This window comes from Nocardia nova NBRC 15556 (assembly GCF_001613005.1).
In the GTDB taxonomy this organism is placed as follows: domain Bacteria; phylum Actinomycetota; class Actinomycetes; order Mycobacteriales; family Mycobacteriaceae; genus Nocardia; species Nocardia nova.
This window is the reverse complement of sequence record NZ_BDBN01000045.1, coordinates 49477-65059: the sequence shown is the minus strand read 5'-3', so window position 1 is coordinate 65059 and position 15583 is coordinate 49477. Positions and strand designations below refer to the sequence as shown.

13 protein-coding genes and 1 tRNA gene are annotated in these 15583 nt (G+C 69.0%); 10 read left to right on the top strand and 4 right to left on the bottom strand.

Annotated elements, in window-relative coordinates:
- Positions 1 to 505: 505 nt before the first annotated feature.
- Positions 506 to 1258: a chorismate mutase gene (locus tag NN2_RS19015; protein ID WP_063015299.1), complete on the bottom strand. Its 753-nt coding sequence runs from the start codon at positions 1256 to 1258 to the stop codon at positions 506 to 508.
- Positions 1259 to 1542: 284 nt separating this feature from the next.
- Here NN2_RS19015 and NN2_RS19010 point away from each other — a divergent pair, with 284 nt between their 5' ends.
- The 5 genes from NN2_RS19010 to NN2_RS18990 all read left to right on the top strand — a co-directional run bounded on the left by NN2_RS19010 (position 1543) and on the right by NN2_RS18990 (position 7831).
- Entirely contained in the window at positions 1543 to 3462 is a 1920-nt protein-coding gene (locus NN2_RS19010) for a DUF4407 domain-containing protein (RefSeq protein WP_245658770.1), read from the top strand.
- Positions 3463 to 3600: 138 nt separating this feature from the next.
- A complete protein-coding gene (locus NN2_RS37250; RefSeq protein ID WP_245658769.1) occupies positions 3601 to 4509 on the top strand; it encodes a hypothetical protein in 909 nt (302 codons plus the stop codon).
- Positions 4506 to 5540, top strand: coding sequence for a DUF4129 domain-containing protein (locus NN2_RS19000; protein WP_063015297.1), 1035 nt, complete (start codon positions 4506 to 4508; stop codon positions 5538 to 5540). The genes NN2_RS37250 and NN2_RS19000 overlap by 4 nt, the downstream gene beginning before the upstream one ends.
- A 10-nt stretch (positions 5541 to 5550) precedes the next feature.
- The gene (locus tag NN2_RS18995) at positions 5551 to 6534 is read left to right on the top strand and encodes an AAA family ATPase (RefSeq protein WP_063015296.1); all 984 of its coding nucleotides are present in this window, start codon (positions 5551 to 5553) and stop codon (positions 6532 to 6534) included.
- Positions 6535 to 6538: 4 nt separating this feature from the next.
- Positions 6539 to 7831 carry a DUF58 domain-containing protein gene (locus NN2_RS18990; RefSeq protein WP_063015295.1) on the top strand — a complete coding sequence of 431 codons (1293 nt, stop codon included), beginning with the start codon at positions 6539 to 6541 and terminating at the stop codon, positions 7829 to 7831.
- Positions 7832 to 7835: 4 nt separating this feature from the next.
- On the opposite strand, the gene NN2_RS18985 is transcribed toward NN2_RS18990, so the two are convergent.
- Complete coding sequence (locus tag NN2_RS18985) at positions 7836 to 8675, bottom strand: RDD family protein (protein WP_063910805.1); 840 nt, start codon at positions 8673 to 8675, stop codon at positions 7836 to 7838.
- A 147-nt stretch (positions 8676 to 8822) separates the two neighbouring features.
- On the opposite strand from NN2_RS18985, the gene NN2_RS18980 reads away from it, so the two are divergent.
- Together NN2_RS18980 and NN2_RS18975 are read left to right on the top strand one after the other, a co-directional pair.
- The gene (locus NN2_RS18980) at positions 8823 to 9815 is read left to right on the top strand and encodes a stage II sporulation protein M (RefSeq protein WP_063015294.1); all 993 of its coding nucleotides are present in this window, start codon (positions 8823 to 8825) and stop codon (positions 9813 to 9815) included.
- Between the two features lie 711 nt (positions 9816 to 10526).
- Positions 10527 to 10865 (top strand): GNAT family N-acetyltransferase, encoded by a 339-nt coding sequence (locus tag NN2_RS18975; protein ID WP_030516716.1) that lies wholly within the window; start codon positions 10527 to 10529, stop codon positions 10863 to 10865.
- Between the two features lie 24 nt (positions 10866 to 10889).
- Here NN2_RS18975 and NN2_RS18970 read toward each other — a convergent pair whose 3' ends face one another.
- A complete protein-coding gene (locus NN2_RS18970; protein WP_063015293.1) occupies positions 10890 to 11513 on the bottom strand; it encodes a TetR/AcrR family transcriptional regulator in 624 nt (207 codons plus the stop codon).
- A gap of 78 nt (positions 11514 to 11591) precedes the next feature.
- Between NN2_RS18970 and NN2_RS18965 the strand changes: the two genes are divergently transcribed.
- Both NN2_RS18965 and NN2_RS18960 read left to right on the top strand, forming a co-directional pair.
- Positions 11592 to 12599 (top strand): GlxA family transcriptional regulator, encoded by a 1008-nt coding sequence (locus tag NN2_RS18965; RefSeq protein ID WP_036525364.1) that lies wholly within the window; start codon positions 11592 to 11594, stop codon positions 12597 to 12599.
- A 109-nt stretch (positions 12600 to 12708) separates the two neighbouring features.
- Complete coding sequence (locus NN2_RS18960) at positions 12709 to 13674, top strand: alpha/beta hydrolase (RefSeq protein ID WP_063015292.1); 966 nt, start codon at positions 12709 to 12711, stop codon at positions 13672 to 13674.
- 52 nt (positions 13675 to 13726) lie between these two features.
- Here the strand turns inward: NN2_RS18960 and NN2_RS18955 are convergent.
- Positions 13727 to 13809 (bottom strand) — tRNA-Leu (locus NN2_RS18955).
- A 280-nt stretch (positions 13810 to 14089) separates the two neighbouring features.
- On the opposite strand from NN2_RS18955, the gene NN2_RS18950 reads away from it, so the two are divergent.
- Positions 14090 to 15544, top strand: coding sequence for an FHA domain-containing protein (locus NN2_RS18950; RefSeq protein ID WP_063015291.1), 1455 nt, complete (start codon positions 14090 to 14092; stop codon positions 15542 to 15544).
- The last annotated feature ends 39 nt before the right edge of the window (positions 15545 to 15583 follow it).

The following is a 15583-nucleotide window of genomic DNA, read 5'->3' as shown; positions in this document are numbered from 1 at the left end:
GGAGTTCCTTACCCACCGCGCCGTGCTCGCCCGCTAGGCTGATGCTTGCGGCTCGTGGCCGAGTCCGGGCGACGAGTCGGACATTTCGCGTCCGACACTTAGAGCAAACGATAAGTCAGGACCGGAGCCCAACCAACTTAGGTTGTGCTAAATACTCCGTCTACCTGGGCATCTACATCGGTCCTCCACTACCTGCGCGTTCTCCAGTGTAAAGCAGGCGGCGCGGATCGCTGAGTCGCGTTCGCCACTGCCGTCGATAGCGCCTGGGCATCGGTCACGAGCTGGGAGCCCAGTCCTGCGCAACGCTCTCACCTGCGTCGAAACAGATTTCCCGTACGCGGCGGCGGCAAACCGGGGTGTAAGGCGGCTAACTCTCCGGACACCCGGAGGAGACATTCCGGATACCGGAGCGACAAGCCACGCCAATGTGCGGACCGTACGGCATCGTTTGCGAATGTGGAGTTCAGCACATTCTCGGCAAACCAAGATCGAGAATGACTGTGGTTTATTTCACATCCGTTGCGGGACAAAGCGTTACGGTCGCGCGGACCAGGGCGGCACCGTGCAGCGCGTCCACCCGGCCCGAGGTCAGCACCGGGAACACCGCGGCCGCGAGCTGCTGCGCACAATCCGGTGCGGTAAGCACCGTGCGGTGAGCCGCCAGCTGATTCAGGATCTCGCTGTTGACCTCGTCGATCACCGGCCGCACGGCGGCCAGATCCGACGCATCCGGTGTGGGCGCGGCCGCCGGATCGAAGCGCCACCGGGTGAGTAGTCCGTACTGCACGGTCTTGTTGGCCTCGATCTGTCCGGCGAACACCTGCCGCACCCAGTCCTGCGGCAGCCCCGACCGGGTGCCGGCCGCGGCCATCGCGTCGTAGACCTGCGCCTCGCGCGCCGGATCGTCGACGACCGGAGGCTGCCCGGTCCGCTGCGAGGCGGTCCATTTGGCGGCGGCGACGGCATCGGCGGTGTTCAGGCGGCGCAGCACCAACTCCACCAGCGGACTCAGTGCCGACCGGCCCTCCTCCGCCGGAGCCGCCTGCGCCTGCGGAAGTACTCGTTCGGTGGTCATCGGCGCCACGATCGCGAATGCCGAGGTGACGAGCAGGGCGGCCGCGACGAGACGGGTACGCCGGCGCGCGTGGTGACGATCGAATCGCGACAGCGCCCCGGTGTCGACCACCGGATCGTCGGTTTCGCCCGCATATGGTCCTCCCCCGATCCGATGAATACCGACTCCCCGGGTCGCTCGCACGTTCCGCCCTCCTGTCACCGCGGCACCATCGTGTCGATCGGTGCCGCCCTACCCGAGAGTAGGGTTTCGCTCCGCGGCCGTCTGTGAGGCTCACCACATCGATGCCGCCGCGCTCGGTGGTTCTTCGCTCGGCCTGTCACGCTGAACCTGATTGCGCGCGACCGCGGCGCTCGGCGGATGGCCCGTCCCGCTCGCGCGCGGGGGCACACCACCGCCCGGACCACGATGCAACGACCGTTTCGCCCGGTGGCGACAACGATTGGGACCCAGAGGATGTGAATCCGTTGACCGATCCCCACGTCTTCGAACAGTCCCCCACCGAAAGTTCGGCATCCGGACCCTCGGGGTCCGGCTCCCGCACGACCGAATCGCGAGCGAGGCGGTCCCCCGCCGCGGCGCTGACCTGGCTCGGTGGCGCCGAAGCCGGCCGCGGCGACCGGCACGAGGGATCGACGTACGCCGTGACCGGCGGGGTGGTGCTGCTGTTCGCGGTGCTGTCCGGGATCGTCGTCGCGGCGGCCGGTGTGGCGGCGCACTGGCCCGCCGCGGTCGTGGCGGTCGTCGCGCTGCCGGCGACACTGCTGGTCGGCGCGATCTCGCGAGCCTCGGCCACCGCGCCACTGTCCGCCGGTCGCGGCCGGGCCGAGCGGATCGGGCGAATCGCGGTCGCCGTGATCACCGGTGTCCTGGTGGCCGAGCTGGCGAGCACGGTGATTCTCGCCGGATCCGTCGACCGCACGCTCGACGATCGGTCCCGCCGCGACGCCGACTCCGCCGCGACAGTGGTCACCGCCCGCACGGAGCTCGACCGAGCCACTGCCGAACGCAGCGCACTCACCCGGACCATCGCCCAGGCGCAGGCCGATATGGATCAGGCCCTCGTCGTCGCCCGCTGTGAATACCACCCGACGCCGCAGTGCCCGCAGACCAAGATCACCGGGGTGCCCGGCCGGGGTCCGGAATCACAGACCGCCAACGCGATGCTCGACGATGCCCGCGGACGGCTCAACACCGCCGAGGCGCGCGTCCAGCCCGTGGACGCGGAGATCGCCACCCGCCAGAGCGCCCTGGAGCAGGCCCGCACCGCCGCCTTCCACACCGGAGACCGTGGTCTCGGCGCGCGCTGGCTGGCCATGAACGACTACACCACCGGACATCTGGGTGCGCTGCTGTTGCGCCTGCTCACGATCGCGCTCGGGGTTCTCCTCGCCCTGCTGCCGCTGGTGCTGCGCTCCTGGCGGGGCGAATCGTCGTTCGACCGCGCCGTGGCCGCGCGCGCCGAAGCCGACCGCGCCGAGCGGGAAGCCGATACCGCGGTCGCCGTCCAGCGGGCCGAACACCGGGTGGCCACCGCGCAACTGGCGTTGCACGCCGATACCGCCATCGACCGCGAGCGCCAGCGCAAACGGGTGATAGCGGCGATCGGCAACCTGGAAATCGGCATCACCGAACCGCAGCGCCGGGCGGTCGCCGAATTCGAGGCGCTGGCCGCCCTTCCGCCGGGTGCGCAGACCGCATCCGCGACCTCCCCGACCACGGGCGCATTGCCCGCCGCCGAATCCCCGGCCCGAACCGACTCGACACAGGAGGCGACCGTGACCGCACGGAATCTGCCCGCACAGCTGCCCTCGGCCGGCCTCGCGCCGCATTCGCCGGCCGCGGTGCCCGCCCCGCGCGAGGACGCGAAAAAAGGTGGCGGGCTGGAACTTCCGGTGATCGGCACGGTGCCGTTCACCGATACCGCCGCGCGCTGGATCCGTCCGCTGGTCCCCGGATTCGTCACCACCGCGCTCGATCGGACCATCGACACCGCGGTCGCACCGTTGCGGACCGTCCGTCAGGTCTTCGAGGAGGCGGAGGAGATCACCTTCACCCTCAAACGCACCCGCAAGGTGACGGTGAACTCCGAGGATTCGCTCGATCCGGCGGTGGGCTACGGACATCCGGGCCACCCGCTGCCGGATGCGCCCTACGCCCAGGTCACCGCTTCGTACCCGTACGACGCCTATCAGCACGACCCGCGTTATGCCGCCTACCGGCACGACCCGCGCTACGCGCGCTATGCGGCCCTCCCGCACCGGAATCCCGCCGCGCACCCCGATCTGCCGGAATCCGGCCGATACGGCGAACTGCCCGCCGGCGAGACGACCGAACTCGGCTACCGCGCCCCCCGCGAACTGCCGCCCGGCTCCGGCCGCGACTGACCGAACCCGACCGGACGCCCCAGGCGTCGCGGTCACGTGGTTTTCGGCCGAACCGGTCATATCCACCCGGTTGCGTCACCCGCCGGGTGGCCGATCGGATAACCGTCATACGTCCCGGTCCGTGGATAGACTCGGCCCGTGTTTCCAGTCGTGACCGATCGGGAGGGGCGATCGTCCGCCCACCGCGTGGCGCTGCCGCGCGGTGCCGACGACCGCGACTCCGGTGGTGGAGACGACGCCGAACGCATCCCGGTGCGACCGCTGACGTGGCGGGAGTTGGCCGACCTGCCCTTCGCGGTATTGCAGCATCGCATCCGGCCGATCGCCGGGTTGGCGGGTGCGGGTCTGGCCGCGGCCCTGGGGATCGTCGTCGGGGTCACCGCGTTGGTGTCGCTCGCGACCGACGATTCGAGCGCCGGAACCGCCTGGGCGGCAATCCTTTCCACAGCCTGCTGTGCATGGGTGCTGCGGTTGTGGATAGTGGGCGTGACCGTGCCGATCGGGCTGGCCGTCGTCCACAACCGGCCGATCACCGCGCGCACCGCCGCCGCGCGTCTACTCCCGGTGTCCGGCCGGCTGCTGCTGAACCAGGTGATCTCCACAGCGATCGGCGTCGGCATTCTCCTGCTCGGTACGCCGCTGATCATCACGCTGATTCCGGCGGTGATCTGGCTGGCCCGGGTGCGCGGTACGCGATGGCCGATCGTGCCGGTCCTGTTCGCCGAATCGACCCCGTACGCGGCGGCGGTCCGGCGAGCGAAACTGCTCGCCACCGGACGGGTGATGCCGCTGGCCGGACTGTGGCTCTATCTGCGCGGCGTGCTGCTGGTGCTGGCGGTGCCGGTCGCGGGACTTCTGGGCTTCCTCTCCGATATCTCCGGAACCCATCGCTGGGCGGTCGTCACTCTGCTGTCCGGTGCGGCGCTGCTGATTTCGGCGTTCGCCGCGGCCGTCGACGCCGCAACCGCCGTGGTGGTGTATCTCGACAGGCGTTGCGGCCGGGAGGGTTTGGATATCCGGATATCCACCGGGCAGGCGGCACGGTGACCGACGACGCACGCGCGGATCGGCCCGCGGCGCCGCCACCCCCGACGCTCGGAGCGGCCGCCCAGCACCGGGCCGCGGCCGAATCCGCCGCCGGGCACCACGACTTCGATACCGCACTGCGCGAACGCTTCCGCGCCGTCGTACGCGGACTCGAACAGGGCGGCGTACTCGAGGTCCGGCGTTCGCGCACGGCCCGGGAGACCGCCTCGGCCGCGGCGGACGCGCTTCCGGACGCCTCGGCCGAATTGGACTACGCCGCACACAGTTTCGACGAGATCGTCTACGGCGGCCGCACTGCCACTCCGGACGAATATCAGCGCCTCACCTCGGCCGATCGCTATTCGCTGGCGCCGCCTCCTCCGCCCGACCCGGTCGAACAGCAGCGGTCCGAACGCAAGCGCGCCGGTCGCCGCCGCTTGCCGCCGCTGCCACAGTTGGTGCGCGACAAGCGCTTCTGGGCCATCGTGCTCGGCGCGCTCGTCATCGCGCTCGTCGGGTACCTGCTGTTCCGGCTGGCCGCCGCGCCGACGGCCCCGCCGCAACCGACCCAGCCGCACTCACCACCGCCGCCCGATCACCCGGATATCCGCCCGCCCGACGTGGGCGAGGGCAGCGATTCGATCTTCCAGCGCTTACCGCCCTGGCTGGCCTACGGCGGGTTGCAGGCGCTGGTCTTCGCCGCCGTCGTGGTCTGGTGGCGCGCCCGCCGCCGGGGTGCCGTGGTCGGCGAGCCGCGCCCGGTGCAGGTGGCGGCCGGTGAGCTGCTGGCGGGTCAGGCCGCGCTCTACCGCAGGACCAAGGATCGCGACCATGTCGCGGCGAAATTGCGCGCGGCCACGCTGCGACGCGTCCGCGGCCGGGTGAATCTGCGCGCCGATGCCGCGCCGGAGCAGGTGAGCGCGGTGATCGGCGCCCGGATCGGCGTCGATCCCGGCCGCATCGCCACGGCCTTCTACGGCCCCGTCGCCGACGACTCGGCGCTGGAATACGTGGCGGCACAACTGGACTGGATCGAATCGGAAATAGGATGACGGAGACCGGATGACCACGGCGCAGACCAACCACATCCCCACGGCCGACCAGGCGCTCCGGGCGCTGGGCGAGGTACGTGCCGAGATCGGCAAGGCGGTCGTCGGCAACGACCACGCCGTGCTGTACCTCGTGCTCGCCCTGCTGTGCCGTGGCCACGTGCTGTTGGAAGGTGTGCCGGGCGTGGCAAAGACGCTGCTGGTGCGCGCCCTGGCCGCGGCGCTGGAACTCGACCACACCCGGGTGCAGTTCACTCCGGATCTGATGCCCGGCGATGTGACCGGCTCCCAGATCTACGATCCGCATTCGGCCGAATTCACCTTCCGCCGCGGGCCGGTCTTCACCAATCTGCTGCTCGCCGACGAGATCAACCGCACGCCGCCGAAAACCCAATCGGCACTGCTGGAGTCGATGGAGGAGCGGCAGGTGTCGGTGGCCGGCGTCCCGCAGCCGCTGCCCGATCCGTTCGTGGTGATCGCGACCCAGAATCCGATCGAACAGGAGGGCACCTACCCACTGCCGGAGGCGCAGCTGGACCGGTTCCTGTTCAAGGTGGACATCCAGCTGCCCGGCCGCGACGACGAATTCCGGATCCTGCAGCGCCACGCCGCCGGCTTCGACCCGCGCGACCTGGAGGCAGCGGGCGTGCGGCCCGTCGCCGGAGCCGCGCATATCGCGGCGGCACGGGCCGCCGTCGCGCAGGTGACGGTCAACCCGGAGGTGCTGGCCTACATCGTCGATCTGTGCCGCGCCACCCGTACCTCGCCCGCGGTCCAGCACGGCGCTTCCCCGCGCGGCGCGACCGCGGTGCTGGCCTCGGCGCGGGCCCTGGCGTGGCTGAACGGCCGCGCCTTCGTCACTCCCGACGATGTGAAAACCGTTGCGGTGACGGCTCTCCGGCATCGTCTGCAGTTACGTCCCGAGGCCGAACTGGACGGCGTGACCGGTGAAGGCGTGATGTCCTCGCTGTTGGCCGCGGTCCCGGTTCCGGTGTAGCGCAATGATCGTCACGGGTCGGCTCGCGGTCTGCGCGGCGGTGGCTGCGGTGGTGGTCGGTGTCGCGCTGCCGTCCTGGGCCGGCGTCGCCGTACTGACGAGTGTGCTGGCCTTCCTCGTCGCGATCGACGTGATCTCCTGTCGCGCCGATGATCTCGAGTTGTCCCGGGTTCCGCTCACCACCGTCCGCGTCGGCCACACCACCACCGTCGAGCTCACCGTGCTGAACCGCGGCGCCCGCGCGGTGCGGGCGCGGCTGTGGGACGACTGGCCGCCCAGTGCGCAGGCACCGGCCGAGACCCACCAGTTGCAGCTGCCGCCGAATACCACCACCCGGCTGGCCACCACCGTCCGCCCGGCTCGCCGCGGCGATCGGATCGCGGGGCCGGTCACGGTTCGGTTGTTCGGACCGCTCGGTCTGGCGGGGCGGCAGTTCCGTCGCACCGTGCCCGCGACGGTGCGTGCGCTGCCGCCGTTTCGGACCGAACGGATCCTCGCCGCCAAGGTGAAACGGCTGCAGCATCTGGACGGCCGATCGGTCGCCACTCTGCGTGGTCCGGGCTCGGAATTCGATTCCTTCCGCGAATATGTGGCCGGTGACGATGTGCGGTCCATCGACTGGCGAGCCACGGCCCGCGCCACCGATGTGCTGGTACGCACCTGGCGTCCCGAACGCAACCGCCACGTGCTGATGTTGCTGGATACCGGCCGAATCAGCGCCGCCCGGCTCGGTGAGCAGACTCGGCTGGACACCGCCGTCGAGGCCGCGCTGCTGCTGGGCGGACTGGCGGCCGCGGCCGGGGATACCGTCGACCTGCTGGCCTTCGATCGCGAGATTCGCGCCGAAGTCCGGGGCGCACGCGGAAAGGCGGTGCAGCCCAAGCTGATGCACGCCCTCTCGGGCGTCGTGCCCGCGCTGCTGGATGCCGACACCCCGGCGATGGTCCGCACCGCGGTTCGCCACACCCGCCGCCGCAGCCTGGTGGTCTGGTTCACCAGTCTCGACGGGGCGATGGTCGAAGAGAATCTGCTGCCGGTACTCCCGGTGTTGAGCAGCCGGCACCGGGTGCTGCTGGTGTCGGTCACCGATCCGGAGATCGCGGCGACCGCGACCCGTCGCGATACCGCTGCCGAGGTCTATGCCGCCGCGGCCGCCGAACATCTGCTGACCGAACGCGCGATCGTGCGAGAAACCCTGCAGCGCCAGGGCATCGACGTGGTGGCCGCGGCGCCGGAGCGAGTCCCGGAGGCGCTGGCCGACGAGTACCTGGAACTGAAGCGGTCCGGAGCCCTCTGAGCGTTCACGATCCCGGCCGGACCACCGATGCGTACGGCTGCGCCGGCCCGGCGGGTGGCGCCCACTGCTGGGGCATCGGCCAGAAGGGCAGGCGGGGCGGCGGCAGAATACGGCGTTGCCGCTCCCCGATGACCGCACCGAGGATGTGCAGCGGCGGATATCCGGCCGGTGGCGCCACCCGCAGTTGATCGCACACCGCGATCACCAGCGCCGCACCGAGTTCCGCCTGCACCTGCGGGGTGAGCTGCGGGAAGCGGGTCAGATACCGCCGCACGGGCAGCGCGAGATCCTCGGTGAGACCGGACAGATCCAGCCGGCCCACCCAGTCGACCAGCCAGGGCGGGGCAGTGGCCAGCGCGGGCATGGGAATTCGCGCCCGATCCGATACCACGACGGTGCCGGCCAGGATGTCACCGACCCGGCGCGCCCGCGGCGAACAGAGCGAGGTGACCACCGCGACCAGACCGAACCCACCGAGATTCCAGAAATCGACGAGGGCGCCGGCGAGGCCGCGGGTCAGCGCGTGCCGGAAATCGACGGGCCCGCCGTCGCTGCGCACCACGCGCAGGCCCAGCGCCAGTTTTCCCACGGTCCGCCCGCGCGTCAGCGTTTCGCTGACGACCGGATAGCCGACGAGCACGGTCACCATCGTCACCAGCACGGCCACGTCGACCCACGCGCCGTCGGGTTCGAATCGGAACAACACGGCGAAGACGGCCGACAACAACAGCAGGCCGAGCACGAGTTGCAGCACCAGATCGATCGCGAAGGCCGCGGCCCGGGTGGGGATGCGCGCGATCGGCAACTGCAGGGAGACGGCCTCCCCGGTGGTGAAATCGGCCATGATCGCTCCAGTATCCCGAATCGGGCCCGTGCGAACTAGCCTTCGAGAGGACCGGGCGGACACAGGAGAATCGCCGCGATACCCAGCGCAGCTCATTGCGGCGATTCGGTCGGGTGCGGGTGTCCCGCAGGAGCACAGGAGGAGCCGATGGACGTCGACGCCTATTCGTTCGCGCAGCGGCGGCATTGGGATCGGCTCGACCGGCTGACCGCGCAGCGGCGGCTCAGCGGCGCCGAGGTCGACGAATTCGTGGCCCTGTACCGCCGCACCTCCCAGCAGCTGGCGCGGTTGCAATCACATTCGCCCGATCCGGAGTTGATCAACGGTCTGAGCGCGGTACTCGCGCGGGCCCGGGGACGGCTGCTGGGCGCGCGCACCGACACCTGGTCGCAGATCGGCTATTTCTTCACCCATCGGTTCCCCGCCGCGGTGTATCGATCGTGGCCGTGGTGGGCCTCGGTGGCGGCGGCGTTTCTGGCCGTCTCGGCCGGTATCGGCATCTGGGTGTCCGGTTCCGGTTCGGCGCGAAGGACTTTGGGGCTGCCGTCGAACGCGGAATCGCTGACAGCCCCCGGCGGCCGCTTCGAGTCCTATTACTCCGAACATCCCCACGACGCCTTCGCCGCACAGGTGTGGACCAACAACGCCTGGGTGTCGGCCATCGCGTTGTTCACCGGCATCCTGATTCTCCCGGCAGCCTATCTGCTGTTCATGAACGCACTGAACGTCGGAGTCTCCGCGGGGCTGATGGCGGATGCCGGTCGGCTCGACTCGTTCTTCGGATTCCTGCTCCCCCACGGCATGCTGGAGCTCACGGCCGTCTTCGTCGCCGGCGGCGCGGGGCTGAAACTGGGTTGGACGCTGATAGAGCCGGGGCGGTCGTCACGCGCCGAGGCGCTGGCCCGGCAGGGACGGGCGACGGCGACGATCGCACTCGGGCTGGTGGCGGTCCTATTGGTCTCGGGCCTGATCGAGGGTTTCGTCACACCCGCCGACTGGCCCGCGTCGGTGCGAATCGGTGTCGGGCTGGTTGCCGAACTCGGATTTCTGACCTACGTCTTCGGCCCGGGGCGCCGAGCGGTGCAGGAACGAGCGGCGTTGCGGTCCGCGACCGATGCGAGCGAGCGCATATCGAGCTAACGCCGGGGCGGTTCTGCTGAGGCTGAGAAAATCCCTTGCGAGAGGGCGGGGATTCGAAGGATCATCGGAGTGCCGATTTGAGATCCACTGGCCGCAGCGAGTCCAGCTCAGCTGCGGCCAGCGTTACCGTCGACTCTACACAATCGTTATCCCTGCGCAACCTCCTGCACACTCCGTCTGCCCGGCCGTAACCGAGCCGAAACCCGCAGTCCGACAGCATCTCCGGAGACCATTCGCAAATACCTGGCGGGCGGTCGGAAATAACGGTCCCACGCATACCGCAACGCTCCGGTAGCCGGGATTTTTCTGCTAATTCGGCCGTTACTCGCGGTGCCGGATACCCGGACCGCGATGATTCCCCGGCGCGTCGCCTGCTGCTCACCTGTTGGTCATCACTGCAGGTCAGGGGCTCAATCGACCTGCGTCCGACCGGCTTTACCCACCTCACTCGGCCAGCAAACAAACTTCAAGTTTGTTACTGCCGGAGTTTCCAAGTCTGCTGTCAGGTAATTCTCAGATGGTTGCGTATGCGCTTCCATTGAATTGCGCAGTTATTTCGACAGCGAACTCGAACGGCGTTTTTTCACCGGTGATATCCGAAGCGAATAACGACCGGTCAACCGCCGAAAGTGCGGCGAAGATCACACCGGCACGCGCGTCCTCGCTCGAACCTGCGGGTATCCGACCTGCCGGACCGCGATACTGAGACCCATGACCGCCGAACAGCAACCCACTCCGGTCGTCACGCAGGCCGCGGAACGGTTCGAAATCAGCGTGGACGATCGGCTCGCCGGATTCACCGAATACCTCGACCACGACGGGCAGCGGATCTTCTACCACACCGAAATCGACTCCGACTTCGCTGGACGCGGCCTGGCCGGCGCCCTGGTCTCACAGGCACTGGACCGCACCCGCGAGGCCGGTTTGCGGATCGTGCCGATCTGCCCGTTCGTGGCCGGCTACATCCAGAAGCACGAGGAATTCGCCGACATCACCGACGCTGTCACGCAGGACGCCGTCGACTACGTGCGCACGCAGCGAGGCCGCTGACGACCGTCCCCGGAAACGATGCCGTCAGCGCACCCGGTCCGCGACCGGAACGTTCCACGCCTCGGGCAGATTGTGACTCGACACCTCGGCGATATCGCGCAATCGCCCGAGGGGAGTTCCCAAGCGGCTCAATTGGATAAGGCCCTGCGCGGTCATCACCACGGTGGCGCTGTAGGCGGCCAGGGTCGACGCGTCGAGTTCGGCGCCGGATTCCTCGGCGGCGCGGCGTAGCCGCTCGGCGACACCGCGTTCCATGGCGGCGGTGGTCCGATTCCCGATGCTGATCACTTCGGGCAGCCGCGAGCCGAGCTGGGCGATGCTGTTGAGCATCAGGCAACCACGCCGATCGGGCTGTGAGACGCAGTCGTCGATGATCGCCTCGAACAGTGCGCGCACCGCCGCCTGCGCCGAACCGGGAGCCGAGGTCACCACCTCCCGGACCAGGCGAGCACGGCCCTCGCAATAGCGTTCGAAGGCCGCGAGGAACAGTCCGCGCTTGCTGCGGTAGGCGGCGTAGATGCTGCCGTTTCCGATGCCACTGGCCCGCGAGACGTCCTCGACCGACGTCTGCTCGAAACCCTGCGACCAGAACAGTTCGGTGGCGGCGTCGAGCAAGGCCGATTCGTCGAACTGTCGTGGCCTCCCCATGGCGCCCACCGTATCAATCCCACTGCGACCCCGGCCACAAAGCTTGTTCTGGAGGCGTCACTCCAGAATGATGGCGGGATGGCCCTCGAACTCGCTCAACTACCGCGTCGGCGCGTAGGAATTCTGGTCTTCGACGGCGTCAAGATGCTCGACTTCACCGGTCCAGCGGAGGTGTTCGTCGAGGCCAACCAAGCCTGCCCCGGATACGAGGTCGTGCTGGTATCGGCGGACGGCGGCAGTGTGCAGACCTCGATCGGCGCCCGGATCGAATGCGCTGTCGCGGCAGCCGACGCGGGCGCCTTCGACACCGTCGTGATCCCGGGCAGTGAGCTGCCACCCTCGAAATTCGTCACACCCGAACTGCTCGCAGCGGCACGGCGACTGTCGTGGAACACCCGGCGTCTGGCATCGGTGTGCAGCGGCGCGTTCGTCCTCGCCGAACTGGGCCTGTTCGACGGACGCCGGGCCACCACGCACTGGAAGTTCGCCGCCCATCTGGCCCGGCGCTATCCCGCGATCGACGTGGCCGCCGACGACATCTACGTGCGTGACGGAAACCTCTACAGCTCGGCCGGAGTCACCGCCGGGGTCGACCTGGCGCTGGCGATGGTCGAGGAGGATTTCGGCCCCGACATCGCGCGCCGGATCGCCCAGCTCATGGTGGTGTACATGCAGCGCGCGGGCGGGCAGTCGCAGTTCTCGGCCTCGCTGTCGGGGCCGGCGCCGCGCAGCCCGCTGGTGCGCAAGGCCGTCGACCTCGTCTGCGCGAATCCGGCCTTCCCCCATACCGTTCGGACGCTGGCGGCACACGCCAACGTCAGTCCGCGCCATCTGACCAGACTGTTCCGCGCCGAATTGGAGCGCTCCCCCGCCGAGTACGTCGCCTTCATCCGCTTCGGGGTCGCCCGCGACATGCTGCATGCCGGCTTCGGAGTGACCGAGGCGGCGATGGCCGCGGGCTACGGCAGCAGTGAGGCGATGCGCCGCGCGTTCGTCGCCCGGCTCGGGATATCGCCCAGTAAATATCAGCGCCGGTTCCGCTCGACCGGTTCCGGCGAGACCCCCTTGGTCGCCGCCGTGTCTTGATCCGGTGTTTTCGCGTCCCGTAGCGAGGGGCGCGCCGCCCTCCGACCAGCGGAAACTGGTCGGGCGCCGCGTTGTTCGCAGCCGCACACCCGCTGAAAGGAAAAACCCGATGACCGGAAATCCGCTGGGCGTCTCCCTCGAGCCGGCCGCCCAGGAGTTCGTCGACGCAACCTCCCAGCCGCCGTTCCTCTATCAGCTGCCGCCCGAGGAGGGCCGCAAAGCCGTTGATTCGGTGCAGGATTCACCGATCGAGAAGCCGGCGATCGACGAGGAGTGGATCACCGTCGAGGGCGGGCCGACCGGGTCGGTGCGGGCCCGCATCGTCAAGCCGCAGGGTGTGACAGACATCCTGCCCGTCATCGTCTACACCCACGGCGCGGGCTGGGTGTTCGGCGATGCGCACACCCACGACCGGCTGGTACGCGATCTCGCCGTGGGCGTGCACGCGGCCGTCGTCTTCCCCGAATACGACCGCTCCCCCGAGGTGCGCTACCCGGTGGCCAACGAGCAGTCCTACCGCGTCGCGCAGTGGGTGCGCTCGAACGGCGCCGAGAAGGGGCTCGACACCACCCGCATCGCGATCGCCGGTGATTCGGTGGGCGGCAATATGGCCATCGCGCTGACACTGATGGCCAAGGAGCGGGGCGACGTCTCGTTCGTCCAGCAAGTGCTGTTCTATCCCGTCACCGACGCCAACTTCGATACGCCGTCGTACGAGCGGTTCGCCGAAGGCTACTTCCTGACTCGGGAAGGGATGCGGTGGTTCTGGGACCAGTACACGACCAGCGAAGCGGACCGCGCCCAGATCACGGCCTCGCCGCTGCGCGCCACCACCGAGCAGCTCGCCGGGCTGCCGCCGGCGCTGGTGATCACCGGTGAGGCCGACGTCCTGCGCGACGAGGGCGAGGCCTTCGCCGCCAAACTCCGCGACGCCGGCGTCCCCGTCGTCCAGACCCGTTACGGCGGCATCATCCACGATTTCGTCATGGTCAACTCCATGCACGACACCAACGCCGCGAAAGCAGCCGTCGCCCAGGCGGTTTCGGTGCTGCGGGCGGCCCTGTACCCGGCCTGACACACAAAAAGAAGAGCCGCAGATCGGATTCGATCTGCGGCTCTTCTTTTTGTGGGCGAAGGGGGACTTGAACCCCCACGTCCCGAAGGACACTGGCACCTGAAGCCAGCGCGTCTGCCATTCCGCCACTCGCCCGAGCGACTGGAAGACAGTATCACGCGCTCGGTTCCGGCACGAAATCGCCTGCTCACGGGGGTTGCGGACGAGTATTTTCGGGTAATGGGAACCGTGGGTGGACGGTCGTGAGTTACAGGGGTGGAGGATCGTGGATATCATGCAGTGACCGTGTCCGTTCGACGACACGCCCTATCGGCATGTCGTGTCGCGGGATCGTGACGCCCGGACGACACAGACCGATCAGCTGACGTAGACATACAGCGTAGGCAACGAGGGCGGGCATCGAAGGGAGGCCGGTATGGGCATCGTCTCGCGTTTCGAGCGACGTCTGCAGGGCGCCGTCGGTGACGCCTTCGCCAGGGTCTTCGGCGGCAGCGTCGTTCCCCAGGAGGTGGAAGCGGCGCTGCAGCGCGAGGCCTCGGATCGCCTGAGCGAACTCGACGGCGGGCATCTGCTCGCCCCGAACGTCTACGTCATCACGGTCAACCCCACGGACCTGCAGGAACTCGACGCAGACCACGAGTTGACCACCCGCGCGTTCGCCAAGCATTTACAGGACTACATCCGCGATCAGGGGTGGCAGACCTACGGTGAAGTGCACGTCGAATTCGAGACATCCCCTACGCTGCACACCGGACAGTTCAGGACGCACGGCCGGGTCGACCCGGATGCGGGCCGCCGGAACCCCCCGGCGCCGCGCCGGCCGCCCGATCGACCTGGACGACCCCCACAACGACCCGCACACCCGCAACCAGGAGCTGGCCCCATGACGCAGAACTCAGGCTACGACCCCAGCCGAGAGCCCGCGGAGTCCGATCCACGCAACCGCGGGTACGCACCCCCGCCGGGGGGCCGCCCCGCGCCGCAATATCAGGACGACTACGGCCGGGGTGGCCAGTATCCCGGTGCCGGTGAGTACGCCGCGCCGGAATCGCAGCCTGCCTATGGCGACTATCAGCAGGGCGGCGGCGACTACCAGAACGGCTACGACTACCAGCAGGGCGGCGCGGGCTACCAGCAGGGCGGCGCGGCCTACGGTCAGCCGGGCTACGAGCAGGGCAGCTACGACCAGAGCAGTTACGACCAGGGTTACGGCCAGCAGGCCTATGCCGACCAGGGGTACGGCCAGCAGCAGGCGTACGAACAGGGCGGCTACGAGCAGAGCGGCTACGACCAGGGTTACGGCCAGCAGGGCTACGCCGACCAGGGGTACGGGCAACAGCAGGGCTACCCGGAGCAGAACTACGGTCAGCAGCCGGGCTACGGCCAGGCTCCCGGATACGACCAGGGTTACCAGGCTCAGAGCGGCTACGGCCAGCAGGGCTACGCCGACCCCGGCTATGCCGATCAGGGGTACGCGGACCAGGGCGGTTACGGCGCCGAGGATCAGGCCTACGGTCAGCAGCCGGCCTACGGACAGCAGGGCGGCTACGCAGCGGCCCCGCCGCCGGCGCGCGGGGGGTCCGGTTATTCGGCCACCCTGCACCTGGACGACGGCAGCGGCCGCACGTACCAGCTACGCGAGGGCAGCAACATCATCGGGCGTGGCCAGGACGCCCATTTCCGGCTTCCCGACACCGGGGTGTCCCGCCGCCACATCGAGGTGCGCTGGGACGGTCAGGTCGCGATGCTGTCGGATCTCGGTTCCACCAACGGGACGCTGGTCAACGGCTCGCCCGTCCAGGATTGGCAGCTCGCCGACGGAGATGTGATCCGGGCCGGGCATTCCGAGATCCTGATCCGAATCGTCTGATCCCGTAAGCTCGCCGGTGCAGGTCACGATGGGGCGCGA

Excerpts from the sequence above, each read along its gene's own strand:
- NN2_RS18995 (WP_063015296.1), top strand. The coding sequence starts at position 5,551 with ATGACCACGGCGCAGACCAACCACATCCCCACGGCCGACCAGGCGCTC.
- NN2_RS18990 (WP_063015295.1), top strand. The coding sequence starts at position 6,539 with ATGATCGTCACGGGTCGGCTCGCGGTCTGCGCGGCGGTGGCTGCGGTG.
- NN2_RS18980 (WP_063015294.1), top strand. The coding sequence starts at position 8,823 with ATGGACGTCGACGCCTATTCGTTCGCGCAGCGGCGGCATTGGGATCGG.
- NN2_RS18975 (WP_030516716.1), top strand. The coding sequence starts at position 10,527 with ATGACCGCCGAACAGCAACCCACTCCGGTCGTCACGCAGGCCGCGGAA.
- NN2_RS18970 (WP_063015293.1), bottom strand. The coding sequence starts at position 11,513 with ATGGGGAGGCCACGACAGTTCGACGAATCGGCCTTGCTCGACGCCGCC.
- NN2_RS18965 (WP_036525364.1), top strand. The coding sequence starts at position 11,592 with ATGGCCCTCGAACTCGCTCAACTACCGCGTCGGCGCGTAGGAATTCTG.
- NN2_RS18960 (WP_063015292.1), top strand. The coding sequence starts at position 12,709 with ATGACCGGAAATCCGCTGGGCGTCTCCCTCGAGCCGGCCGCCCAGGAG.
- NN2_RS18950 (WP_063015291.1), top strand. The coding sequence starts at position 14,090 with ATGGGCATCGTCTCGCGTTTCGAGCGACGTCTGCAGGGCGCCGTCGGT.
- NN2_RS18985 (WP_063910805.1), bottom strand. The coding sequence starts at position 8,675 with ATGGCCGATTTCACCACCGGGGAGGCCGTCTCCCTGCAGTTGCCGATC.